This window comes from Arthrobacter sp. StoSoilB13, from assembly GCF_019977255.1.
Taxonomy (GTDB): domain Bacteria; phylum Actinomycetota; class Actinomycetes; order Actinomycetales; family Micrococcaceae; genus Arthrobacter.
The window spans coordinates 2347270-2370307 of the sequence record NZ_AP024647.1 but is presented as its reverse complement, the minus strand read 5'-3'; the positions used below and the strand labels follow the sequence as shown (position 1 = coordinate 2370307).

At 62.7% G+C, this 23038-nt stretch carries 22 protein-coding genes and 2 pseudogenes; 9 read left to right on the top strand and 15 right to left on the bottom strand.

The features are described 5' to 3' along the window. Nucleotides 1–158: 158 nt before the first annotated feature. From LDP01_RS11100 to LDP01_RS11085, 4 genes and pseudogenes are all read left to right on the top strand, one after another. Nucleotides 159–569, top strand: coding sequence for a TOBE domain-containing protein (locus tag LDP01_RS11100; protein WP_224089103.1), 411 nt, complete (start codon nucleotides 159–161; stop codon nucleotides 567–569). Then, the gene (gene modA / locus LDP01_RS11095) at nucleotides 566–1351 is read left to right on the top strand and encodes a molybdate ABC transporter substrate-binding protein (protein ID WP_224089101.1); all 786 of its coding nucleotides are present in this window, start codon (nucleotides 566–568) and stop codon (nucleotides 1349–1351) included. Before LDP01_RS11100 ends, modA begins: the two co-directional genes overlap by 4 nt. Before the next feature lie 19 nt (nucleotides 1352–1370). Then, a pseudogene (locus tag LDP01_RS11090) lies at nucleotides 1371–2190 on the top strand (ABC transporter permease). Next, nucleotides 2187–3266, top strand: coding sequence for a sulfate/molybdate ABC transporter ATP-binding protein (locus LDP01_RS11085; RefSeq protein WP_224089099.1), 1080 nt, complete (start codon nucleotides 2187–2189; stop codon nucleotides 3264–3266). Before LDP01_RS11090 ends, LDP01_RS11085 begins: the two are co-directional and overlap by 4 nt. A 3-nt stretch (nucleotides 3267–3269) precedes the next feature. Here LDP01_RS11085 and LDP01_RS11080 read toward each other — a convergent pair whose 3' ends face one another. Continuing rightward, nucleotides 3270–3887 (bottom strand): MSMEG_1061 family FMN-dependent PPOX-type flavoprotein, encoded by a 618-nt coding sequence (locus LDP01_RS11080; protein ID WP_224089097.1) that lies wholly within the window; start codon nucleotides 3885–3887, stop codon nucleotides 3270–3272. A 175-nt stretch (nucleotides 3888–4062) separates the two neighbouring features. Between LDP01_RS11080 and clpB the strand changes: the two genes are divergently transcribed. Continuing rightward, on the top strand, nucleotides 4063–6720 hold the full coding sequence (gene clpB, locus LDP01_RS11075; RefSeq protein WP_224089095.1) for an ATP-dependent chaperone ClpB: 2658 nt from the start codon (nucleotides 4063–4065) through the stop codon (nucleotides 6718–6720). Between the two features lie 8 nt (nucleotides 6721–6728). On the opposite strand, the gene LDP01_RS11070 is transcribed toward clpB, so the two are convergent. After that, nucleotides 6729–7634: a septum formation family protein gene (locus LDP01_RS11070; protein ID WP_224089093.1), complete on the bottom strand. Its 906-nt coding sequence runs from the start codon at nucleotides 7632–7634 to the stop codon at nucleotides 6729–6731. Nucleotides 7635–7877: 243 nt separating this feature from the next. Here LDP01_RS11070 and LDP01_RS11065 point away from each other — a divergent pair, with 243 nt between their 5' ends. The 3 genes from LDP01_RS11065 (at nucleotide 7878) to LDP01_RS11055 (ending at nucleotide 10001) form a co-directional block, all read left to right on the top strand. After that, nucleotides 7878–8102, top strand: a complete 225-nt coding sequence (locus LDP01_RS11065) for a DUF3073 domain-containing protein (RefSeq protein ID WP_024818182.1) — start codon at nucleotides 7878–7880, stop codon at nucleotides 8100–8102. A gap of 349 nt (nucleotides 8103–8451) precedes the next feature. Then, nucleotides 8452–9234 (top strand): VOC family protein, encoded by a 783-nt coding sequence (locus tag LDP01_RS11060; RefSeq protein WP_224089092.1) that lies wholly within the window; start codon nucleotides 8452–8454, stop codon nucleotides 9232–9234. Next, on the top strand, nucleotides 9231–10001 hold the full coding sequence (locus LDP01_RS11055) for a VOC family protein (RefSeq protein ID WP_224089091.1): 771 nt from the start codon (nucleotides 9231–9233) through the stop codon (nucleotides 9999–10001). Before LDP01_RS11060 ends, LDP01_RS11055 begins: the two co-directional genes overlap by 4 nt. 133 nt (nucleotides 10002–10134) lie before the next feature. On the opposite strand, the gene purM is transcribed toward LDP01_RS11055, so the two are convergent. From purM to LDP01_RS11025, 6 genes are all read right to left on the bottom strand, one after another. Next, complete coding sequence (purM, locus tag LDP01_RS11050) at nucleotides 10135–11292, bottom strand: phosphoribosylformylglycinamidine cyclo-ligase (protein ID WP_224089090.1); 1158 nt, start codon at nucleotides 11290–11292, stop codon at nucleotides 10135–10137. Next, on the bottom strand, nucleotides 11289–12914 hold the full coding sequence (gene purF, locus LDP01_RS11045; protein WP_224089088.1) for an amidophosphoribosyltransferase: 1626 nt from the start codon (nucleotides 12912–12914) through the stop codon (nucleotides 11289–11291). Before purF ends, purM begins: the two co-directional genes overlap by 4 nt. 134 nt (nucleotides 12915–13048) lie before the next feature. After that, on the bottom strand, nucleotides 13049–13393 hold the full coding sequence (locus tag LDP01_RS11040) for a hypothetical protein (protein WP_224089086.1): 345 nt from the start codon (nucleotides 13391–13393) through the stop codon (nucleotides 13049–13051). Between the two features lie 90 nt (nucleotides 13394–13483). Further along, complete coding sequence (gene uraH, locus LDP01_RS11035; protein WP_224089084.1) at nucleotides 13484–13825, bottom strand: hydroxyisourate hydrolase; 342 nt, start codon at nucleotides 13823–13825, stop codon at nucleotides 13484–13486. Then, nucleotides 13822–14331, bottom strand: coding sequence for a 2-oxo-4-hydroxy-4-carboxy-5-ureidoimidazoline decarboxylase (uraD, locus tag LDP01_RS11030; protein ID WP_224089081.1), 510 nt, complete (start codon nucleotides 14329–14331; stop codon nucleotides 13822–13824). The genes uraH and uraD overlap by 4 nt, the downstream gene beginning before the upstream one ends. A 155-nt stretch (nucleotides 14332–14486) precedes the next feature. Then, the gene (locus tag LDP01_RS11025) at nucleotides 14487–15317 is read right to left on the bottom strand and encodes a phosphatase PAP2 family protein (RefSeq protein WP_224089078.1); all 831 of its coding nucleotides are present in this window, start codon (nucleotides 15315–15317) and stop codon (nucleotides 14487–14489) included. A 133-nt stretch (nucleotides 15318–15450) separates the two neighbouring features. Between LDP01_RS11025 and LDP01_RS11020 the strand changes: the two genes are divergently transcribed. Continuing rightward, nucleotides 15451–16545: a pyridoxal-phosphate-dependent aminotransferase family protein gene (locus tag LDP01_RS11020; protein WP_224089076.1), complete on the top strand. Its 1095-nt coding sequence runs from the start codon at nucleotides 15451–15453 to the stop codon at nucleotides 16543–16545. A gap of 182 nt (nucleotides 16546–16727) precedes the next feature. On the opposite strand, the gene LDP01_RS11015 is transcribed toward LDP01_RS11020, so the two are convergent. The 7 genes and pseudogenes from LDP01_RS11015 to LDP01_RS10985 all read right to left on the bottom strand — a co-directional run bounded on the left by LDP01_RS11015 (nucleotide 16728) and on the right by LDP01_RS10985 (nucleotide 22892). Then, a complete protein-coding gene (locus tag LDP01_RS11015; RefSeq protein ID WP_224089073.1) occupies nucleotides 16728–17000 on the bottom strand; it encodes a hypothetical protein in 273 nt (90 codons plus the stop codon). Nucleotides 17001–17008: 8 nt separating this feature from the next. Next, nucleotides 17009–18088: a C2 family cysteine protease gene (locus LDP01_RS11010; RefSeq protein ID WP_224089071.1), complete on the bottom strand. Its 1080-nt coding sequence runs from the start codon at nucleotides 18086–18088 to the stop codon at nucleotides 17009–17011. Between the two features lie 83 nt (nucleotides 18089–18171). Further along, entirely contained in the window at nucleotides 18172–18768 is a 597-nt protein-coding gene (locus LDP01_RS11005; protein WP_224089069.1) for a hypothetical protein, read from the bottom strand. Nucleotides 18769–18980: 212 nt separating this feature from the next. Next, nucleotides 18981–19401, bottom strand: a pseudogene (locus LDP01_RS11000) (ATP-binding protein). After that, complete coding sequence (locus tag LDP01_RS10995; RefSeq protein ID WP_224089065.1) at nucleotides 19394–19726, bottom strand: STAS domain-containing protein; 333 nt, start codon at nucleotides 19724–19726, stop codon at nucleotides 19394–19396. Before LDP01_RS10995 ends, LDP01_RS11000 begins: the two are co-directional and overlap by 8 nt. Beyond that, complete coding sequence (locus tag LDP01_RS10990; RefSeq protein ID WP_224089063.1) at nucleotides 19716–21704, bottom strand: glycosyltransferase family 2 protein; 1989 nt, start codon at nucleotides 21702–21704, stop codon at nucleotides 19716–19718. Before LDP01_RS10990 ends, LDP01_RS10995 begins: the two co-directional genes overlap by 11 nt. A gap of 36 nt (nucleotides 21705–21740) precedes the next feature. Next, the gene (locus LDP01_RS10985; RefSeq protein ID WP_224089061.1) at nucleotides 21741–22892 is read right to left on the bottom strand and encodes a PP2C family protein-serine/threonine phosphatase; all 1152 of its coding nucleotides are present in this window, start codon (nucleotides 22890–22892) and stop codon (nucleotides 21741–21743) included. Nucleotides 22893–23038 lie beyond the last annotated feature (146 nt).

The window sequence follows — 23038 nt, the reverse complement described above, 5'->3', positions numbered from 1 at the left end:
GGCTGCGGCCCCCGGCGGGCTATGGGTAATGCTTACGGAAGGCTTTCGCTTCGCCTCACGCGGTTCGCCCACTGCGTTCGACGGCGACCACGAAGTCATATTTCGTTTGCGGTGAAATCATGACTCTTAATCCGCATCTACGGATCTAGACTCGTCTCATGCCGCAAATACGAATTTCCGACGCAGCCCGGTTTTTGGGAGTCAGCGATGACACAGTGAGGCGCTGGACGGAGAACGGGACCCTGACCGCCCAAAAGGACGCATCGGGCAGGCTGGCTGTGGATGGGCTGGAACTCGCCAAGCTTGCACGCGACCAGTCGCACCTCCCTGATGACCCTGCGCGGTCTGGAAGTTCGGCCCGCAATCGTTTTGTCGGACTGGTTACGGGTATTACGGCGGACAAAGTCATGGCCCAGGTAGAGCTTCAATGCGGACCGTTCCGCGTCGTTTCCCTGATGAGCAGCGAAGCCGTCCGTGAACTCGGGCTCGAACTCGGCTCAGTCGCTACTGCCGTGGTCAAGGCCACCACCGTCATCATCGAAACACCCCAAGGAAAGAGCATCGTATGAAGCGCACACGAACGACAAGCGCGCTCTTTGCCACGGTAGCCTTGGCGGCAACCATGGCCGGCTGTGCTTCCAACACCACGGGCCCAGCGGCAACCGGGAATCAGCCCAGTGGCACGATCACCGTCTTTGCTGCGGCCTCCCTGAAGGCAACGTTCACCAAGCTGGCCAGCGACTTTGAGGCGAAGAACCCCGGCACCAAAGTCACACTGAACTTCGCCGGTTCCTCTGACCTGGTCACGCAGATTACGCAGGGTGCGCCGGCTGACGTCTTCGCATCCGCCGACACCAAGAACATGACCAGGCTTTCGGACGCAAAATTGGTCGACGGCACTGCAACCAACTTTGCCACCAACGTCCTGGAGATCGCCGTCCCGCCCAGCAACCCGGCGTCGATCGCTTCCTTTGCCGACCTCGGCAAACCGGGTGTAAAAGTAGTGGTCTGCGCGCCGCAGGTTCCGTGTGGGTCTGCCGCCGAAACCATTGAGACGGCGACCGGAACCACGCTGAAACCGGTCAGCGAGGAGTCGTCCGTAACCGACGTGCTCGGCAAGGTCACCTCGCAGGAGGCCGATGCCGGCCTTGTCTACGTCACAGACATCAGAAACGCAGGTGACAGGGTCAAGGGCATCCCTTTCCCGGAGTCGGACAAAGCCGTGAACACCTACCCGATTGCTACAGTGGGCGCGAGCAAGAACAAGGAACTCGCCCAGGCATTCATCGGCATGGTCACCAGCAGCGAGGGCAAGAAGGTGCTGAACGGCGCCGGATTCGGCACCCCGTAAGGATCCCGGTAAGGACTTCATGAACCGTCGCAGTGGCACCGGCTATACCGGCGTTCCACCATGGATTTACGTCATCGCAGCAGCCGGGGCACTTTTTGTCCTGCTGCCGATGGTGGCGATGGTGGCCAAGGTCAACTGGCCGCAGTTTATTCCACTGATCACGTCGGAATCCTCAGTCACTGCGCTCGGGCTGAGCCTCCGCACGTCTGCGGCGAGCACGGCGGTGTGCATCATCCTGGGCATTCCGCTGGCGTTGGTTCTTGCGCGCAGCCCCTTCCCGGGCCAACGGTTGCTCAGGGCGTTCGTCCTGTTGCCGCTGGTGCTGCCGCCCGTCGTCGGAGGTATTGCTCTCTTGTACACGTTCGGCCGCCAAGGGCCTGCTGGGGAAGTCGCTCGAAGTGGCCGGTATCCAGATCGCCTTCTCCACCACCGCCGTGGTCCTCGCCCAAACCTTCGTGGCTTTGCCGTTTCTGGTGGTCAGCCTCGAAGGGGCGCTGCGAACAGCGGGGAACCGTTACGAGTTGGTCGCCGCAACGTTGGGCGCGCGTCCCACAACCATCCTGCGCCGCGTGACCGTGCCGCTCGTCTTGCCGGGATTGGCTTCCGGAGCGGTGTTGTCGTTCGCCCGGAGCCTGGGCGAGTTTGGCGCCACGCTCACGTTCGCCGGCAGTTTGGAAGGCGTAACCCGAACCCTTCCGCTGGAAATTTACCTGCAACGCGAGACCGACGCCGATGCCGCCGTTGCATTGTCGCTGGTCCTCGTGGCAGTCGCCGTGGCGGTTGTAGGACTCAGCTATGGTCGTCGCAATGCTGGCGCCCGGGTGGAGGTTCAACCGTGAGTTTTGAGCTGCGGGCACGCCTTGCTGCCAGGGATTTCGACATGTCCCTGAGCCTTGGTCCTTCGGAAACCGTGGCGGTTCTGGGGCCAAATGGTGCGGGCAAGTCGACGTTGCTTGGTGTGATTGCCGGGCTGCTGCGGCCGGATTCCGGCACTGCCCGGATCGGTGACTCGCAGTTGTTCGAGCTCGACGGCGGCGCTCGGCTCTGGAGGGCGCCGCACCTTCGCGGCACGGCGCTGTTGGCCCAGGAAGCCCTGTTGTTTCCGCACCTTAATGCCTTGGACAATGTGGCTTTCGGCCCGCGCAGCACTGGTGCATCGAAGGTTGTGGCGCGGGAAACGGCACGCCATTGGCTGGCCGAAGTCGACGCGCTGCCGCTCGCGTCACGGAAGCCCGCCCAGCTGTCCGGCGGGCAGGCCCAGCGCGTGGCCGTGGCGCGCGCACTCGCGGCCGATCCAGCACTCCTGTTGCTCGACGAACCCATGGCAGCCCTGGACATTCACGCAGCTCCGTTGCTGCGCAGGGTGCTCAAGCGGGTCCTTTCGGGGCGGCAGGCCATCATCGTCACGCACGATGTCCTGGATGCTTACATGCTCGCCGACCGTGTCATCGTCGTTGAAAATGGGCGGATTGCGGAGGAAGGCCCAACCCGGCAAGTCCTGGAACGCCCCCGCAGCCACTTCGCCGCCGGACTTGCGGGGCTCAACCTCGTCAGCGGAATCATCACAGAACAGGGAATCACGACGCCGGATGGCCGGCTTTTCGCAGGACAGCACGATCCCGTGTGGTCACCCACGCCCGGCCAGGCAGGCGTCGCGGCGTTCCCGCCGTCGGCCGTCTCCGTCTTCCTGGGCGATGTGCACGGTAGTCCCCGCAACTCGTTTCCCGTCACCATCACCGACCTTGAGCCACATGGCGACCAGATCCGTGTCAGGGCGGCCGGACCGGGCTGGGGGGAGCGCAGCACCTTATCCGCCGATATCACTCCTGCGGCCTCTGCCGATCTTGGACTGGCACCGGGCCTGGACGTGCGGTTCGTCGTGAAATCCGCACTGGTTTCGATCTATCCTGCCTGAGGCCTACTCCCGGTAAAGACGCTCAGCGTAAGCGGACCCGTAGTAGGTTTCAAGGTCCTCCAGCGGAGCCTCGGGCTGGACATAGGTTTTGGAGAGCATCGCGATGCTCGGTAAGCCCTCCGCGTCCCAGGTTGCCGGTTCCCACAAGCCGCTGCGCATGAACGCCTTGCCGCAGTGCGTGAAAACTTCCTCTACGGAGACCACGACTGCGGCGCGCGGCCGGTGGCCTTTGACCGTCATCTTCCCGAAGAAGTCGGCGTCGCTGACGATGCGTGCCGTTCCGTTGATTCGCAGCGTGTCAGTGCGTCCCGGAACCACGGACAGAATCCCGACGTTCGGGTTTTCCAGTATGTTGCGAAAGCCGAAGGCGAGCTTGTTTCCGGGGCGTTCCGGGATTGCAATCGTGGAGTCATCCAGGACCTCGATGAATCCGGCAGGGTCGCCCTTTGGTGACGCGTCCACCCGGCCTTGGGCATCCGCCGTCGAGATAACGCAGAAGGGACTGGCGGCCAGCCACTGCCGGTCGAAATCGCTCAGTGAGGTGCGCACTTTTCGGCGCACCCGGTCCAGGGGTAGGCCGATCAATTGTTCCAGTTGTTCCACAGTGGAGATTGATTCCATGGCCTCAGCCTACGGGTGATGGCTTCTGGCCTCCTGTTATTCACATAGCCGTCGTTTGGTCTGGACACCTGTTTCGCCGTGGGCAAACATGGAACCCAGAGGGCCGAAAAGCAAAGTTGAGCGTAGTAGACTCAACTTTGAAAGTATTGGTCACACTCCAGAAAGGGAGCTCTCTTTGGACGTCAAATTCACCACCAAAAGCCAGGAGGCCCTTTCTGCGGCCGCCATGAATGCCTCCACTGCGGGCAACCCGCAGCTGGAGCCGGCGCACCTGCTCAAGGCCCTCATGGACCAGCGCGAGGGCGTTGCTGTCGCTCTCCTGCGCGCCACGGGTGCTGATCCGGATGCCGTGAGCGTTCAGGCCAGTTCGGCTATCAAGTCGCTGCCGTCCTCTTCGGGCAGCTCGGTCCAGCAAGCCCAGCTGTCCCGCCAGTCGATGCAGGCCATCCAGGCTGCCCAGAACGAGGCCGACAAACTCGGCGACTCCTTTGTCTCTACGGAGCACCTGCTGTTGGGGCTTTCGGCCGGCAGTGACGCCGTGGGCAAATTAATGCGCGACGCCGGGGCCTCCCACGAAGCGCTGCTTGCCGCCCTGCCGGGTGTCCGGGGCGATCGAAAGGTCAACTCGCCGGATCCCGAAAATACGTTCCAGGCCCTGGAGAAGTTCGGCACGGACCTTACTGCCATCGCCCGTTCAGGGAAGCTGGATCCGGTCATCGGGCGCGACAGCGAGATCCGTCGCGTGGTTCAGGTCCTGAGCCGCCGCACCAAGAACAATCCTGTCCTCATTGGTGAGCCTGGCGTGGGTAAGACTGCCGTCGTTGAAGGCCTGGCCCAGCGTATGGTTGCCGGCGATGTTCCGGAGAGCCTCCGCGGCAAGACCCTCATTGCCTTGGACATGGCCTCCATGGTGGCGGGCGCCAAGTACCGCGGTGAGTTCGAGGAGCGGCTCAAGGCGGTTCTGGAGGAGATTAAGAACTCCAACGGCCAGATCGTCACGTTCATCGATGAAATCCACACCGTTGTTGGAGCCGGTGCCACGGGTGAGAGTGCCATGGACGCGGGCAACATGCTCAAGCCGATGCTGGCCCGCGGCGAGCTGCGCCTCATTGGTGCCACCACCTTGGATGAGTATCGCGAAAACATCGAGAAGGACCCTGCCTTGGAACGCCGCTTCCAGCAGGTCTACGTGGGCGAGCCGAGCGTCGAGGACACCATTGGCATTCTTCGCGGCCTCAAGGAGCGGTACGAGGCCCACCACAAGGTGGCAATCGCCGACTCCGCCTTGGTCGCAGCAGCAACCCTCTCCAACCGTTACATCTCGGGCCGTCAGCTTCCGGATAAAGCGATCGACCTTGTGGACGAGGCCGCGTCACGGCTTCGGATGGAGATTGACTCTGCGCCGGAGGAGATCGACCAGCTCCGCCGTTCCGTCGACCGCCTGACCATGGAAGAACTGGCGCTTCAGGGTGAGACTGATCCTGCATCGGTCGAGCGCCTGGCGGCACTCCGCGCCGACATGGCGGACAAGAAGGAAGCACTCAGGGCCCTCAACGCCCGTTGGGAAGCTGAGAAGGCCGGACTCAACAGGGTGGGTGACCTTAAGGCGAAGATCGACGAGCTGCGATCTGCCGCCGAAAAGTACCAGCGCGAAGGCGACCTTGAGTCGGCGTCGCGGATACTTTATGGCGAGCTTCCTGCCCTTGAACGTGAGCTCAATGCGGCTGCCGAGGAGGAGTCTGCCCGGGGCGATGCAAAGCCCGAGCTCATGGTCGCAGAGGAAGTGACTGCGGACGACATCGCCGAGGTCATCTCCGCCTGGACCGGCATTCCGGCTGGGCGCATGCTGCAGGGTGAATCCCAAAAGCTGCTGCACATGGAGGAGGAACTCGGCAAGCGCCTGATCGGTCAAACCAAGGCTGTGCAGGCAGTTTCGGACGCCGTCCGCCGTGCGCGGGCCGGCATTAGCGATCCCAACCGCCCCACGGGCTCGTTCCTGTTCCTCGGCCCAACCGGCGTTGGCAAGACCGAGCTGGCAAAGGCCTTGGCCGACTTCCTCTTTGACGATGAGCGCGCCATGATCCGGATCGATATGTCCGAGTATGGAGAGAAGCACTCTGTAGCGCGCCTGGTCGGTGCCCCTCCGGGATACGTTGGCTACGAAGAAGGCGGACAGCTAACGGAAGCCGTTCGTCGTCGCCCATACTCTGTTGTGCTGCTCGACGAGGTGGAAAAGGCCCATCCAGAGGTGTTCGACATCCTGCTGCAGGTTCTTGATGATGGCCGGCTCACAGACGGTCAAGGACGGACGGTGGACTTCCGCAATACGATCCTGGTGCTGACGTCCAACTCCGGAAGCCAGTTCCTGGTGGACCCGTCCCTGGATGCCAAAGCCAAGCGCGATGCCGTCATGGCGGTGGTACAGGCCTCGTTCAAGCCGGAGTTCCTGAATCGTCTGGACGAGATCGTTCTGTTCGATCCACTGTCAGTGGAGGAGCTTGCCCGGATCGTGGAGCTCCACGTTGCCGAACTCACCAAGCGACTGCGGGACCGCCGCTTGACACTCGAAGTGACCGATGGGGCCCGTGCCTGGCTCGCGATGTCCGGATATGACTCCGCGTACGGTGCGCGACCCCTGCGACGCCTCGTCCAGCGCGAAATCGGAGACCGCCTGGCCAAGGAGATCCTGGCCGGCGAGATCAGCGACGGCGATACTGTCCTGGTGGATACCGCAGCCGACCTCGACGAACTCACCATTGAGGGATTCGAGGCGCTGACAGGTCCCGACGGCGGCCCGACGGTAGGCACTGGACTACTGGTTCGCAAGAAGTAGGCCGGGCGCTATCTGCTGAGGAGGTCTTCCTTGATGGTGTTGCCCGAATCCACAACGATGAAGCAATCAACGCGGCGGTCGCCCCGATCCCAACTCGTGGTGCTCGGGTAGACGTTCTGCTGAAGCAGCACGTACTTATCGGCCACCTCGTGATTCAGCTTGATGTTGCCGCAGACTTCGCGACCCTTGTCCTTCAGCGCATTGGTGCCGGGGAAGGAATCATCCGCTGGATATATGTGGACGGCGCCTAGTTGGGCTGAATGCTCCGTGTCACAGGGAACGGCCCTGGCCTTGGGGGCATTGGGATCGAAGTCGGCAAAGCAATCACCCACCTGGAAATCCTTGGCTTCGGTATCCCGCGGTAGCGGGCCAAGGCTTGCGGTCGGGCTCGGTGTGGTGACAACAGCTTCCGGGCGCGTCCCCAGCAGATTCAACAGCACCCAGATCACGACGCCGATGAGCACCAGGACGCCCACCACAATCGCGCCGATGACAAACCGCTGGCGTTTTACAGGGTCCCCGTGCGGAGCGTTTGTAGGATCCTGCGCGGGATCCCCGGGTTGGTAGGGGCCCGCTGGCTGGTAGGGATCACCCGGCTGGTACGGGCCTGCTGGCTGGCCCGGGTACTGTGGCTGGCCAGGATATTCTGCCTGGCCTGAGTGCTCGGGCTGGCCGGAGTCGGGCGGCAGCGCAGGATCGGGCTGGTCGCTGGGATTAGGCACGAAGTCCGGGTCCAGATCCGGCGCAGGGTCCGGCTGCAGGCCTGAAGCTTCGGGCTGTGTTCCCGAAGGTTGCTTCGGCTGCTGTCCCGGGGCCTGCGGCGGCGTAGGCGGTACCTTGGGCGCAGGTGGGACCCCGGCCTCGCCTTTATCGCGCGTTGAATCATCACGTGGTGGGGTGGTGTCCTCGCTCATATCCCGGAGTCTGCCTTCCTGCTCTGGAGCCGCATTGAGGCAGACTCTACCCAATTTTTGGGTGTATTGGAGGTGGTGGGGAGCGGTTTGGGCTGCAGTTGTACCCGACGCAGGTCCAGGGTGGCACGCAGGCACCCCTGAAAGCATGTAATCTAGACATACGACAAATTGACCAAACATTCCGGGGCCTCACCGATAGCCAAGGTGACCACCTCCGGTCCAAGTACAAAAGGGGGTCACGCCATGGGGCGCGGCCGTCAAAAGGCAAAAGCTACCAAGCAGGCTCGGGACATCAAGTACTACTCCCCGAACACTGACTATTCGGCACTTGAGCGTGAGCTCACGGGCCCATCCAGTCGTGTAAAAAGCCACTTCCCCGAAGATCCCCCGGAGCCGGACTACTCGGCATATGAGGACAAGTACGCGGAAGACGATGACGACGAGGTAGACACCCGCCGTATCGGATAGCTGTCGCAAATAATCGGTGCCTGTGGCACTGACTTGCGTACCGCCGTCGTACAGTAAGGTCGTCGCGCATCTCCGGATGACGAATATCTCTGAAAGAGGCCCGCAGGCCACGCCATTCATTGGCGTACCCTGCGGGCCTCTTTTTTGTGTGGGAATTTGGATCTTGCCGTGGCTCCCATCGGGCAGCCGAACCCGTTCGGCTGCCCGGGTAACCAGGCGCACGTCTGGCGAAAGGAGCGGAAGCGCCATAGCGTAGTCCCCATGGACTCCGACGCGGGGTCACTTAGGGCCCAATCCAGGCCTCAACATGGGCCGTAAGTGACCCCGCGTTGCTAGGAAAGGGAACGGCATGCCGGTGGTCGAGAGGTACAAGCAGGGGACACCATGTTGGGTGGACCTGTCCTCCACCGACGTTGAGGTTTCCAAGAAGTTTTACAGCGGGCTCTTTGGCTGGGAGCTGGATCCCATGGACGCCGGTAACGGCATGACCTACTACATGGCCTCTCTCCATGGCCGCAAAGTCGCGGGCATGATGCAGCAAATGCCGGATGCTCCAGAGGGAATGCCGTCCTATTGGGCCAACTACATTGCCGTGGACTCCGCGGATGACGCGGCCCAGCGGGCTGTGGCGGCTGGGGGCTCCATCCTGTTCGAGCCTGACGACGTGCCGAACGGCAGCGGACGGATGTTCTTCGCCATTGATCCCACGGGCGCGCAGATCGGCTTCTGGGAAGCTGGAACCCACCCCGGGTCCGGCTTGGTCAATGAGCCGGGCACCATGATATGGAATGAACTACAGACTGACGACGTCCCCAAGGCCGTGAAATTCTACGAGGCCGTGACGGGATGCAGCAGCGAAACTGCACCCGCAGGTGATCTTCAGGAGTACACCAGCCTGCTGGTGGACGGAAAGAGGATTGCCGGTGCCCTCAAGCTGCCGATTGAAGGACTCTCGCCTTTCTGGATGACGTACTTCGGCGTCGAGGACGTGGATGCGGCTGTGGCGCAGGCTGTTGAGCTTGGAGCTCACGTGATCGCTCCGGCTTTCGATGTTCCAGGAATCGGGCGGATGGCTGTGCTCATGGACCCTGCCGGCGCAGCATTCAGCATCATGACAGGGCTCGCAGCATGACTTCCCGGACCCATTATTCAAGTGGTGAACCCTGCTGGGCCGATCTGCAGACCCCGGATGTTTCCGCAGCCAAGGCCTTCTACGGCAAGCTGTTCGACTGGACGTTCACGGACCTGCCTACACCTGACGGCCGCAGCTACGCTCAGGCCTTTGTGGGCAAGGACCTGGTGGCGGTTATCGCTCCGCAGAATCCCATGCAGGAGGCCGCAGGCAAGCATGGCCAATGGAACATCTATCTCGCCGCAACGGACGCTGAGGAGATAGCGGAAGACGCCGTCCATGCTGGTGGGAAGCTCGCGTTCGGCCCGGAGCAGGTGGCCGATACCGGCGTCCTGGCCTTCATCGAGGCGCCCGGCGGCGGAACCACAGGGATCTGGCAAGCGGGTACCCACATTGGAAGCCACCTGTTCAATGAGGCTGGCGCCTTGGCATGGGCTGAACTGCTGACTCCGGAACCGCAGGCAGCCATCGCGTTTTTCCAGCAGCTTTTCGGGCATGAAGTCACCGAATACCCCCAGGACGACGGCGGCAGCTACAGCACGCTGATAGTCAAAGGCGATGAGGTGGCAGGGGTTGTCCCTGCCGAAGAGGGCGAGGAAGCCGGTTGGCAGATCTATTTCGGCGTTGCGGATATTCGTAAAGCCGCCGAAGCAGCGCTAGCCGCGGGTGGGGTGGTGCTCGTGGAACCGGAAGACAGGCCGGAAACAGGATCTCTGGCGACCATCCAGGATCCCCAAGGCGGCGTTCTCAGCTTGATCCAGATCTGACCATCCTGGCGTCGGAGGGCAAACTCCGGAACGATCAAGACAGGTCAGGAACCTACAAGCAGCAAAAACAAAGAGCGGCCGGGCAGTTGAGAGATCAACTGCCCGGCCGCTCTTTGACTAAGAGGAAACGCGCTTAGGCGTAGGCGTTCACCAAACGTACGGCACCGCCGTCGACACCCTTGGCACCCTGGACGTAGTCCGGGCCGGTCTTGTCGATCGAGTCGGAATCCGCAGTAACCGTACCCATGATCCAGGACGGCAGGCCGCGCTCGTTGAGGCGTGCCACGGCAGCGTCAGCGGCTTCCGGGGACACGATGGCCACCATGCCCACGCCGAGGTTCAGCGTGCGCTCAAGGTCGGCCAGGGGCACGTTGCCAAGCTCGGAAACCAGCTTGAAGATAGCGGGCAGCTCCCAGGTGTTGCGGTCAACCGTGGCCACCAGGCCCTGCGGGAGGACACGCGCCAGGTTGGCAGCGAGGCCACCACCGGTGACGTGGCTGAAGCCGTGGACGGCGGCGCCGGCTGAGACGGGGAACGTGCGGGCGAGGTCCAGGCAGTCGGCTGCGTAGACGCGCGTCGGCTCCAGCAGCTCCTCGCCAAGGGTGCGGCCGAGTTCGGAAACCTGGCGGTCCAGGGCCCAGCCGGCGTGGTTGATGACGCGGCGGACCAGGGAGTAGCCGTTGGAGTGGAGGCCGGAAGATGCCATGCCGATCACGACGTCGCCGGCGCGGACGCGGTCCGGGCCGAGCAAGGCATCAGCTTCGACAACACCGGTAGCGGCACCGGCGACGTCGTATTCGTGCTCACCCAGCAGGCCCGGGTGCTCAGCGGTCTCGCCGCCAACCAGGGCGGTGCCTGCAACAGAGCAAGCAGCTGCGATACCGCGGACGATGTCTGCGATACGCTCCGGGACGACCTTGCCGCAGGCAATGTAGTCGGTCATGTAGAGGGGCTCAGCGCCGACCACCACGATGTCGTCCACGACCATGCCCACAAGGTCGAAACCGATGGTGTCATGGATGTCCATGGCCTGCGCAATAGCAACCTTGGTCCCCACGCCGTCAGTGGACGTGGCCAGCAACGGCTTCTTGTAGGTGAGCAGCTTCGAGACGTCGTACAGGCCTGCGAAGCCGCCGACGCCGCCAATCACCGAGGTGTTGTGCGTCGCCTTCACGGCGTCCTTCATGAGCTCGACTGCGCGGTCTCCCGCTTCGACGTCGACACCCGCGGAGGCGTAGGTGATGCCCGTTGAATTCGGGGTGCTTCCAGCGGCGGGGGTTGCGGAGGTCATACAGACTCTTTCTTGTCGGCGTCGGTCAAACGATCAGCGTCGGTCAGCAGGTTCTCGAATTCAGCATCCGGGCCCGGATCGCAGCCCGTAGCTCCGGGCTTCTCGGCCGGATCCTCGGAGTCGGCGGGGGACTCAGCAACAGGTGGCAATCCGCCGAGGTCCGTGCGCTCCAGCAGATTCTTGCCCAGCTTGTCAGCATGCGGCAGCTCAATCGGGTACTGGCCAGTGAAGCACGCGGTGCAGAGGCGTTCGCGCGGCTGCTGGGTTGCACCGATCATGCCGTCTTCGGAGATGTAGGCCAGCGAGTCGGCGCCGATTGCCTGGGAGATTTCCTCGATCGTGGCGCCGTTGGCAATCAGCTCCGCGCGGGAAGCGAAGTCGATGCCGTAGAAGCAGGGCCACTGGACCGGCGGAGAAGAAATCTTCACGTGGACAGCCGCGGCACCTGCTTCGCGGAGCATCCGCACAATGGCCCGCTGCGTGTTGCCGCGGACGATCGAGTCATCCACCACAACAACACGCTTGCCGCGGATCACGGATTCGAGGGCGTTGAGCTTGAGGCGGATGCCGAGCTGGCGCAGGGTCTGCGACGGCTGGATGAACGTGCGGCCAACGTAGGCGTTCTTGACGAAGCCGTGCGCGAAAGGGATGCCCGACTGCTCGGCGTAACCGACTGCTGCCGGGGTACCGGATTCGGGGACCGGAATGACGATGTCGGCCTCGTGGGTGTTTTCCCGGGCCAACTGGCGGCCCATCTCAACACGGGCTTCGTACACGGAGCGGCCCGCGATGGCCGCGTCCGGACGGGCGAGGTAGACGTACTCGAAGACACAGCCGGCGGGCGTTGCCTCGGCGAAGCGCTGGGAGCGGACGCCGTCCTCGTCGATGGCGATGAACTCGCCGGGCTCGATCTCACGGATGAAGCTCGCACCAACGGTAGCCAGGCCGGCCTGCTCGGAAGCGACAACCCAACCGCGGTCCAGCCGTCCCAGACACAGCGGGCGGATGCCGTACGTATCGCGGGCAGCGTAGAGGGTTCCTTCATCCATGAAGACGAAGCAGAAGCCACCCTTGATCTTGGGCAGCAGCTCCAATGCGGTCTGCTCCAGGGTCTTGCCCTCTTCACCCTCAAGGAGGGCTGTCACGAGGGCGGTGTCGGAGGTGTTGCCCTGCTTCATTTCACCGGTCAATTGGCCATCGTTGCGCTCGAGGATCATTTCCCGGAGCTCAGCAGTGTTGGTCAGGTTGCCGTTGTGGGCCAAGGCAACCGTGCCGGTCGCGGTTGCGCCCAAGGTGGGCTGCGCATTGGCCCAGTGGCTTGCGCCAGTGGTGGAGTACCGGCAGTGGCCAACGGCCAAGTGTCCGGTGAGGGTGTTCAGGGTCGTCTCATCGAAGACCTGGGACACAAGGCCCATGTCTTTATAGACATTGATGCGCTTGCCGTCACTGGTAGCAATACCAGCCGACTCTTGTCCGCGGTGCTGCAGCGCATACAGCCCGTAATAGGTGAGTTTTGCTACTTCTTCACCGGGAGCCCAGACCCCAAAGACGCCACAAGCGTCCTGAGGGCCTTTTTCGCCGGGGAGAAGATCATGAGAAAGTTTTCCGTCGCCACGTGCCACTGGTCGATTGTCTCATGTTGTGGCCGTGGTAAGTTCCCGCTCCGGCTTTGTGACCCCATGAACAGGCCCGATTCGGCCAAAATGCGGCGTGTCTCACAGTGGCACCCCTGAAAGAGGTGCGCTGGGCTGGCTGCCTAGCGGCCGCCGTCGTGCTCTGGACCCTCATCCGGAACCGAATCCGGAACGGCCTCCACTACTGCCCGCTTGGTCCGCTTGACGCTGATCCGGTCCAGAACCAGGGCGAGGATCGAGAACAGGATGACGCCGCCGGAAACGCAGGCCACCAGGAAGAAACCGAAGACGGTGCTGGCGTCGAAGGCGGGGTCCGCAGGGCGGCCGTACGCGATGAAGGCTGCGGCGATTGCACCCACAATCGCACCGAGGATCATGAACGGAACGAACCTGGGTGCCCGGCGAACAGTAATTTCGCGGCGGGCAGTGCCATTTCCGGAAGGGGCGTTGGTGTCCTCAGAAGCCATGCCTTCCAGCCTACCGTTCCCTGTTTGTGTACAGATAATGCCCCTCGGATTGCTCTGGAGGGGCATTGGCTGCAAACAAGTTCGGTGGAGTCAGCTGCCGCGGTACGTCGAAAACGCGAACGGGCTCAGCAGCAGCGGCACGTGATAGTGCTCACCGGCGTCCGAAACCGTGAAGTTCAGGTCCACTTCCGGGAAGAACGTTTCCGTGCCAAGGCCCTCGTAGTAATCGCCAGTGGCGAAGTTCAGACGGTAGGCGCCGCCGGGAATCCGCTCCGGACCGAGATCCTTGATGCGGCCGTCGGCGTCGGTCTCGCCCTTTGCGACCAGGGTCCAGCTATCGCCTTCGCGGACGTAAAGTACGACGGCGACCCCCGCCGCCGGGCGTCCGGAACCGGTGTCCAGGATGTGCGTAGTTACCTGTGAAACGGTCATGAATTTTCTCCTTCGCTGATCACGCCTGCGAGTCGCAGCAAGGCGATCTCCCGCAGCTGGCCAGCCACGATTACGTCTTCTTCTTCGGGCGTGTGGTTGAGCCGCTCCTGAAGGGAGCCGAGGATCTCCTGGGCGCTGCGTCCTGCCGCGCGGATCAGGAAGACCCTGCCGAACTTCTCTTCGTAGGCGCGGTTTCCCTCGGCGAGGGCGGCGGCCGTGCCGTCGTCGCTGGGGTCCACTCCGGACTGTTCCGAACGGGACATGGCCGCTTCGGTGGTTTGCGCCTTGGGCCGCTCGCCGATCCGGGGGTGGTGGGCCAGTGCGGACTCCACCTCTTCCGGCGTGAACGGCTCGGCAGCTTGGCGGGCCTGCCCCAGCAGTTCGTCGACGCTCGTGAAGGGTCGGGCGTCGGCGACGTCCTCAACCCAGCGGCTGATGTCCAGGCAAGGGGTCAGGGTCCTGATGGCCTCGTCCCGGTCAACACTGTTGAATACTGCAAGCTCCATGCTTGTGTCATCCTCGTGCAAATGCTGGCATCCATGGTGTGGGCTATGCGGAACTCCTGCTTTCCGGCAGGAGGAAGCTTGCTTCTATTGATTCCGCATCATGGAACTGTTATTTCAGCATACGTAAATAGTTAAGCCGAGCACTTAGGCTGGTGTCAAGAGAGTACCGCGCCGGAGCGCCGCGTTCTCACAGTCAGGTAGAGGCGGTGCGCCGTAATGACCAAAGCAAGCCAGGCTATCCCGAGAATCCAAGCGGCCAGGACATCAGTGAGCCAGTGGTGCCCGAGGTAGACACGACTCAAGCCCATGGTTGCGGCAAACGCCGATGCCACCACCACCGTGATGATTCTGGCCTTGGCCGTTTTGAGGCGAAGAATGATCAAGTAAGCCACGATTCCCGCGATCACGATTGAATTCAGGGAGTGGCCGCTGGGAAACGACGGCGAGTGCTCGTACGGCGGAATTGCGTCCGCGAGGTCAGGGCGGGTGCGGCCAAACAGAGGCTTGCCCAGGACAGTCATGAGGAGTGAGCCCAAGCCCGCCGTCAACATCAGGATGACAGGAGTCCAGGAGCGACGCTTCGTGGCCAAGGCGATCATGATCCCCACCGCGATAATGGGCATGCCAACCGTGCCGCCAACATTCGTGTAGGCGGTGACGGCGAGATCCAGCGCGGGGGAGCGAACGGACCTGGCGGCGGCGAGGACCGGATGGTCAAGGCCCGCAACCCCGTCGGCTTCAGTGACCGACTCGTAAACCTCCCCAAAAGCCACAGCGAGGGACACGGCAATGACAAGTCCCACGGCCAACGTGATGATCAGCGCCGCATACGGGCCCAGCAGTGTGGTGATCCACTGTGCAGCTCCCGCCAGGACGCGGCCTACCGGGGATTTCCACCGTGTGAGGTCCTGCCCTGCGACGAACCGGTCCTGGCTGACCTCGCCGCGGACGCCCTGCTCCGGTTGCTCTTTTCCTTCAGTCGTCACCCTTGTCCCCTTACCGTGGCGGCCTCCGTAGTGGTGAGTAACCTTAGCAGTTTGGGCTTGGGGCAGCCGGTGTTGCTCGCCCCGCACCGCACGCTGGGGCAGAATGACGAGAACCAGCTGAAGGAGTTCGCACATGCCAGACATATTGACGTCCAGGTTCCTGTTCGGTCCCGGACCGAGCAACTGCTACCCCGAGGCCATGGCCGCGCTGGCCTACCCGGTGCTCGGGCATTTGGATCCCGTCTTCATCGAACGCCTGGACCGGACGTGCGAGGGGCTGCGGGCCGTCTGGGGTACTTCGAATGCGCGCACGCTCCCGCTGAGTGCCACAGGTTCAGGCGGCATGGAGGCAGCATTCGTGAACACCGTCTCCGACGGCGACGTGGCAGTGATCGCTGTCAACGGACTCTTCGGAGCACGCATGTGTGAAGTCGCCCGGCGGTGCGGCGCAACTGTCGTCCGCGTTGACCACGAGTGGGGCCAGCCCGTTGATGCTGACCGGGTGCTCGCCGCACACCCTCATCCCAAGGTGATCGCCGCTGTTCACGCCGAGACTTCCGTCGGCGTTCTCTCTGACATCGCCGCGCTGGGCGCAGGCAAGGGCGACGCCCTGTTGATCACCGACGCCGTGACGTCCATCGGCGGACTGGAACTTCGGGCAGACGACTGGGGGATCGACGTCGGATATGCCGGAACGCAAAAGTGCCTGGGCGTGCCACCCGGGCTTTCGCCGTTCACGGTCTCGGACAGGGCCTTTGAACGGCGGATCAAGGATCCGCGCTCGTGGTACCTGGATATCGGCTTGCTCGGTGGCTACGTAGGGGCGGCGAGTGGTGCCCGCACGTACCACCACACCGCGCCGGTCACCATGATCGCCGGCCTCGAAGCCGCCCTGGACCGCATCCTCGCCGAGGGGCTCGACGTCGTACAAGCCCGCCACCGCGCTGCCGGCGCTGCACTGCAGAGCGGACTGCAGGAGATGGGACTTGAGCTGTTTGCCGCTGAAGGCGCACGGCTGCCGAGCCTCACCACCGTGAAAGTCCCCGACGGCGTCAACTCGGCCGCCGTCCGTGCCTACCTCCTCGAGAACTTCAGTATGGAGATCGGTTCGGGCGTGGGCGAGTTCGCGGATACTGTCTGGCGCATCGGAATGATGGGGCCCAACGCAAACATCGCCTCGGTGACCTTGGTTCTGGGCGCACTGAAAGAGGCCATCGACAAGGCGTAAGTGAGCGAGCATCCCCCGAAAACCCGTTGGATGTGAGCGAGCATCCGTACTTCCGATGTTCTCTCACATCCTGACCGTTTTCGCCGGATGTTCTCTCACTTCCTGACCGGTTTCGCCGGATGTTCTCTCACATCCTGACCGGTTTCGCCGGATGTTCTCTCACATCATGCCGGCGCCGACGATCATTCGGTGACGTGACCGTCGTCGTACGCCAGAGTCGCGGAAGCCGGGGTGGTGCCATCGGCGGGCTGGATCGAAGCGATCGTCAGGAGGCCAGCCCCCGGAAGGGCGACCGACTGACCTGCGCGGAAGGCCTGCTTTCGTTCCTGTTCGGCGGTGCGGATCCAGAACTGGATGGCGGGAGCACCGTCGGCAATTCCGATCTTCACAACCCCCACCCTGACGCCGTCAAAAGTGGGTTGCATGCCTTGCTTGACTGTAACCAGCTGTTCCACGGTCATCCTCACTTCACGCCCACGGAGTACACGGAGTCAAAGTTTTCCTTGTACTCATCCTCGGTCAGTTCCAGGGTGCCGGCCTTCTGCTCGCCGTCCAGCTTGCCTCCGGCCGGGCCCCACGGGTTGGCCAGAACCACAACTTTCTCGCCGTCGTCGTTGGTCTTTACGTCCACCACTATGTAGGCGTGGTTGGGGACGACATCCGTGCGGCTGACCTCGTCCGGCTCCCAGAACCAGTCAAAGTCGTCGTCCTTGACGTCTTGGGTGCCAACCGAGACCGCCTGACCGTCAGCTAGTTTGTCTTCGATCTCGTCGAGGTCCAGTTCGCCGTCCTTATCCGCGGACTGTCCCGTCATGAGCTCCATTGCATCGTTGCTGAACCCGCCATCAATGTCATCGTATGAACCGCCACGGTGCTCGGCCGCAGCACGTTCATAAATGGAAAGCCAGTTCGGCTGGCCGTCGGCGCCCCGGACTCCACCTTCAGTGGACTTGGCCTCCACCGACACTTCGACGGGTTCGCCGTCTTCGTACAGAGTCACCACCCAATGCGTTGGAGGGTCTCCCACGGGACGCATGTGGGAGGCAAGGAACTCGTCGAGTTTGCCTTCGCGCTCCAACGTCTGTGCCACAGAGCCTATGCCCGCCAAGAGCCAGCAGTCGCCGATTTGCCCTTGGTGAATATCGCTCGGATCGCCCGCATCGGGATCTTTACGGACGTCGCCTGGAACATCCACATCCGAGGTATCAGGATCCAACGGCCCCGGATCGCCGGGAGGATTTGAATCCTGTTTGCCTGCGTCACCGCTACGGCTGCCTTCCGAACTGGTCTTGTCCTGCTCATCTGCATTGCGGCTTAGCTCGTTGGCCTGGCTTTGCAACTCGCCGGAAATCAGCTTCAGCATGGGGCGGTGCTCCGACTCCCAAGCCGCCCGGAACATCACTGCGTCGCGGCCGTCCCACGGCGCGCTGGATATGAGCTGGCCCAATTCCAGCGAAAGCATGCTCATTTTGTCCGAATGCCGGGACATTGTCTTGGCGAGCGCCCGAAGTTGATCAACGTCAGCACCGTAGAATCCCGGCATCTGTCTGTCCCCCTATGTTTAAAGCTGAAGCCTAAGCCAAGTTACCTGTGGGAGCTGCTCATGGCGATGGGTAGAACTTCCCCTTAGCTCGCCGGAAGCTCCGTGGGGTCGCAGGTCTTGGAATCCACGGGAACGTTTATGCGCAGATATGCCGGGCTTTTGGACTCAAGGATTACTGTGGCACCGGTTCCGTCCGTGCTGCGGGTTACTGTCCAGCCGCCGGGAACTGCATCAATTCCATCGAAGGCGGGGAATTCGTGCTGCTTAAGGATGGGATCGGCCGTAGCGAAGACGGCTTCAAAATTCTTGGATGGCTCCACAATATCTGCACTGCTCTTCATGCTCGCCGGGTGAAATATGCACCGGCCGTCGCTCGCCAGAGCCATGGTGGCAGGCTTGTCCACAGCCCAGGTGATTGCCGGCATCGTCTTCTCCAATGCCGCGATCAGATCCCTGCGCAGGGCGTCGTACTTTGTGAAGCTCTCTGCAACCGGGGCAGGCTCGGCAGTCACCGGAGGGGGACTGCTGGGTTCGGTATGGGGGCCGTCGGGAGCGGAGCAGCCCACCATGATTGCCGCCCCAAGTATCAGAGCAGCTGCCAGTACTTTCCGTGCAGTGCGGCCCTTTCCGCGGTCCATGTCATCCCCCAGTTTCATCAAGCCCTCGACGTCGGGCCTCACGGAATGCTTTCACAGTTGCGTCATGTCTGGCGATGGGCAGAACACCCCACGCCGCGTCCCAGGGTTGCGGGATGTGAGCGAGGATCGCCCGGAAACCGGTGGGATGTGAGCGAGGATCGCCCGGAAACCGGTGGGATGTGCGTGAGGATCGCCCGAAAACCGGTGGGATGTGAGCGAGGATCGCCCGAAAAGGCGCTGGATGTGAGCGAGGATCAGGTGTTGCGGGTCAGGATCCACGTGTTGGTGCCGTCCTGGCGTTCGAAGGTCACGGTTGTCACCAAGGCCTCGATGAGCGCAAGGCCCCCGCCCGGATTCTGCGTCCTCGTCCGGCATGTCGGGCTGCATGTCTTCAGCGAAGGGCTCGCGGGCGTTGAACGCACTGACCCTGGCCACCAGGCGGGTGGGCCGGACGCTGATGTCCACACCGATCTCCACGGGCTTCTCGCCCACGGGAAGGGCGTGTTGCACGATGTTGGCGGCGGCTTCAATGACTGCGGTGGTGAAGGTCATCCGGTCCATGTCAGGGACGAAGGAGGCGTCGTCCCACAATGCGTCAAGCTCGCCGTGGATGGCTTCGATTGCTTCCTCGTTGGACGGCCCGTGGTAGCCCCTGCGTGCGATGACTTCAGTCATTTCCGAACGCCTCCTCGGCTGAGGAATACGCGGTCAGAACGCGGTCCATGTTGGTAAGTTCCAGGACCATTTTGACCTGGGGCTGCACGCCGGAGATCCGTAAATCGCCGCCTGCCTGTCGGGCCGCTTTGAGGCAACCGATGAGGGCTCCGAGGCCGGAGGAATCCATGAAGTCCGTTTCTGCAAGGTTCACTACAACGCGGCTGGATCCACCAGCCACAACCTCTGCCACTAGTTCCCGCAGCTTCGGAGCGGCCACCATGTTCAACCGGCCGACGCTCTTCACCTCCGCGTAGGAGTCTTTGACCTCGTAGCTAAACTGCATCAGCATTCCTCTCTTCGGGGCGTCCAGGACCTTCCGGACCCGCCAATTCCTCAGGGACAAAGCCCTTGTACAAAACTGCCTTGACCAGGACGCTCAGGACCACAAGGTCGAAGGCTACCCACGCTACATTCACCAGGGTTCCGAGGGGCTCCGACAGGCCAGAAAGAAGCCGGGCAAGCCCAACAACCAGTGCAAGGGCAAGCAACGCAGCAACGATGATCTGTGGACGAATCAGGCTCCAACTGGGGCCGCCACTCTGCCTGGCCTTGGGGGTGACGGCGAATCCGAGGGGACGTCCGAACCACACGTTGCGTGCCGCCGTCGTGCAGGCCTTGATCCAGGTGGGGAACAGAGCGAGGCTGTACTGCTGTCCGCGCCAGGTGGGGATCCCGTGCCCGGCGATGACGAACAGCATCTGGTTTACCACCATGAACGGGATGAAACGGATGAAGAAGTCGAAGCTCAGGCTGGTCACGGGAAGGATGCCGAGCGTCAGATAGATGATCGGGGCCGCAAAGTAGACGACGGCCGCGAAGCCGCTCAGGTAGCTCCACATGGTGGAGAAGTACATGAGCCGCTGGCCCCATGTGAGGCGGCGTTGGACGAGAGGGTTCTCGCGCAGGAGGACCTGCATAGTGCCTTGGGCCCAGCGAAGGCGTTGGGTCAGCATGGTCTTGATGTCCTCGGGAGCCAGCCCGTTCGCGAGGACTTCGTGGTGGTAGACGCTCTTCCAGCCGAGGGCGTGCAGGCGCATCGCGGTAGCCATGTCTTCGGTGACGGAGATGGTGGCCAAGGGCATGATCGGCTGGGCTTCGCCGGTTCGTTCCACGGAAATGGCATCCAGGACTGCGTGGACCGATTCGAGGGCGCCCAGCGGTGACCAGTCGCGCCCGGACATCCGGTCGACGGCGTCACTCGCCACTGTTGTGACACCAGACTCGCCGACGTGGGCCAGTTCCATGGCGGCGATTTCTTCGAGGTCGGATTGGAGCGCTGAGAAGTCGGCGGCCACGAGCGTGCGCACGGCGTCGTCCACTTTGCGGCGCACACGGTACGTGATCTCGCTCAGGGAAGCCCCGGCTTCGAGTTCCTGCTGGGCGTTTTCGGTTGCGGCTTCCACCTCGTTCAACATTTGCTCGACCAGCGGGTTTTCAGCCTCGGGCGATCGCCGGGCCTTCTTAATAGCGGTGCGCGACGCAGCCAGAGCACGGCGCACACTCTTCTCGGTGGCCTTGACGTAGCCCACCAAACCAAGCTGCATGAGGGCTTCCCTACGCAGGATGGCGTTGGAGCCGCAGAAGAACGCCGCGTTCCAGCCGTCCTTGCCTTGCTGGATTGGCCCATAGAAGAGGGGAGCCTGGCTGCCCAGGGGATCGTCGGCGGGAACGTTGACGAAGTACTGGGGCGTTTGGACCAACGCCACACGGTCATCGTTGAAGTAGCCCAGCGTCTTGTCCAGGATGTCAGGCTCGGGGATCTGGTCGGCGTCGAGAATCAACAGGTACTCGCCCGATGTAATCATGAGCGCGTTGTTCAGGTTGCCGGCCTTGGCGTGCCGGGGCATGTCCGGTGTCCAATCGGCACCGCGGGTCACGTAGCCGATTCCGTTCGACTCGGCGAGCTCGCGCATCCCAGGGCGGTCGCCGTCGTCCAGGATCCAGGTACTGTGCGGCCAGCGGATGTCCTTGGCGGCGAGGGCCGTGGTCATCACCAGGTCCAGGGGTTCGTTGTACGTGGTGATGAAAACGTCCACCGTAGCGGTGTCCGGCGCCGCGGGCGGTGGCTTGCGGATCTTCAGGTTCCACACCGTCATGCCGAAGAGCATGACGTCAATGAGGCTGTAGGTCTCGGCAATCACCAACGGAACAGCGATCCACCACGCTTCCCAGTTCAGCGAAGCCAGCCAGCGCCACGCCACGTAGTTCACGCCCAGAATGACCGTTAGGACAACACAAAGCCGAGTCCAGAATCGCGTCACGTTCCCCCCCTTTTTTCGTGGCTAGTACCGGATGATCTAAGCAACTCCGCTGTGGTTGCGTTCCAGCCCGGCATCGAGTGTTGGGTGAACCCCACGCCGTCGGTGAACCACGACGGCGGTCACGTCATCTTCCGCTGTGTCCGCCGGTGCCAGTTCAAGCAGGGCAGCGCAGACGTCTTCCGAGGTGCCCCCGCTCCGCGCCGCCTTCTCTACGTTCCTCACAAACTCTTCAAGGGAATCGTGCGCGTCGAGAACGCCATCGCTGACAATCACCAGCGAATCGCCGGGCTCCAGTTGCAGTTCCGCGGCCGGCCATTGCTGTCCGTCCATAATCCCGACGGGTGGCCCCGCGGAAACCAACCTCCGTGCCGCCCCCTCGGCCGGGACGTGCAGCCCAAGTCCATGACCGGCGTCGACATAGCTGAGCTTGCCCGAGGCACTGTCCAGGCGCGCATGGAACATGGTCACGAAGGACCCTGACTGGTCCAGGTCGGAGGTCAGCGTGGCGCTGGCGGAGCCGAAGGCGTCAGCAATTGCCGGGGTATCCGCCACGGACCTCATGACGGCGCGGACGGTGGCCGCTATCAAGGCCGCGCCCATGCCTTTGCCCATGGCGTCGGCGAACGTCAGGTGCATGCCGTCGCTGGTCTGGTACCAGTCGTAGAAGTCACCACCCACGCTGCGCGACGGGCGGAAGGCGCCAGCGACGTCGTAATCGTTCAGCCGCACTGTTTCCTGCGGGAGGAGGCTCGTCTGCACAACCGCAGCGCGGGCGAGTTCATCAGTCTGGCGGGTGTCCTCGGCGGGCGTCCGTGCCCTGCGGAACAGCGCCCGGATGCGGGCCTGCAGTTCCTTGGGACTGAACGGTTTGTTGATGTAATCGTCCGCGCCGGTGTCCAAACCGGTGAGCCGGTCAATCTCGTCGGCACGGGCCGTGAGCATCATGATGTAAGCGTCCGAGAATTCCCGGAGGCGCCTGCAAACTTCCATGCCATCGATGTCCGGGAGGTTGATGTCCAGCGTCACCAGTTCGGCGTTGGTGTTACGGACAGCCTCGACGCCGGAAAGACCGTCGGGCGCTTCTGTCACCACGAAATCGAGCTGCTCAAGGACCAGAACGAGGAGGCCACGGATGTCGGCGTCATCTTCGATGACTACAGCATGGCGTGGGGACGCGGTTGAGACCATGGCTCCATTAACTACTGCCGCGGAGCTTTTGTCACGTTTAGTAAAGGTACGTGTAACGCCCGCTCACAATAGTGGGCGGGCGTTACAAAATTTGTGCAGTTATGTGCGAGAGGGATTGCCCTAAAGCCGCAGGATGTGCGAGAGGG

Bases quoted from the DNA above. Each gene is read 5' to 3' on its own strand.
- LDP01_RS11100 (WP_224089103.1), top strand. From the start codon at position 159: ATGCCGCAAATACGAATTTCCGACGCAGCCCGGTTTTTGGGAGTCAGC.
- modA (WP_224089101.1), top strand. From the start codon at position 566: ATGAAGCGCACACGAACGACAAGCGCGCTCTTTGCCACGGTAGCCTTG.
- LDP01_RS11080 (WP_224089097.1), bottom strand. From the start codon at position 3,887: ATGGAATCAATCTCCACTGTGGAACAACTGGAACAATTGATCGGCCTA.
- LDP01_RS11070 (WP_224089093.1), bottom strand. From the start codon at position 7,634: ATGAGCGAGGACACCACCCCACCACGTGATGATTCAACGCGCGATAAA.
- LDP01_RS11065 (WP_024818182.1), top strand. From the start codon at position 7,878: ATGGGGCGCGGCCGTCAAAAGGCAAAAGCTACCAAGCAGGCTCGGGAC.
- LDP01_RS11060 (WP_224089092.1), top strand. From the start codon at position 8,452: ATGCCGGTGGTCGAGAGGTACAAGCAGGGGACACCATGTTGGGTGGAC.
- LDP01_RS11055 (WP_224089091.1), top strand. From the start codon at position 9,231: ATGACTTCCCGGACCCATTATTCAAGTGGTGAACCCTGCTGGGCCGAT.
- purM (WP_224089090.1), bottom strand. From the start codon at position 11,292: ATGACCTCCGCAACCCCCGCCGCTGGAAGCACCCCGAATTCAACGGGC.
- LDP01_RS11040 (WP_224089086.1), bottom strand. From the start codon at position 13,393: ATGGCTTCTGAGGACACCAACGCCCCTTCCGGAAATGGCACTGCCCGC.
- uraH (WP_224089084.1), bottom strand. From the start codon at position 13,825: ATGACCGTTTCACAGGTAACTACGCACATCCTGGACACCGGTTCCGGA.
- uraD (WP_224089081.1), bottom strand. From the start codon at position 14,331: ATGGAGCTTGCAGTATTCAACAGTGTTGACCGGGACGAGGCCATCAGG.
- LDP01_RS11020 (WP_224089076.1), top strand. From the start codon at position 15,451: ATGCCAGACATATTGACGTCCAGGTTCCTGTTCGGTCCCGGACCGAGC.
- LDP01_RS11010 (WP_224089071.1), bottom strand. From the start codon at position 18,088: ATGCCGGGATTCTACGGTGCTGACGTTGATCAACTTCGGGCGCTCGCC.
- LDP01_RS10995 (WP_224089065.1), bottom strand. From the start codon at position 19,726: ATGCAGTTTAGCTACGAGGTCAAAGACTCCTACGCGGAGGTGAAGAGC.
- LDP01_RS10985 (WP_224089061.1), bottom strand. From the start codon at position 22,892: ATGGTCTCAACCGCGTCCCCACGCCATGCTGTAGTCATCGAAGATGAC.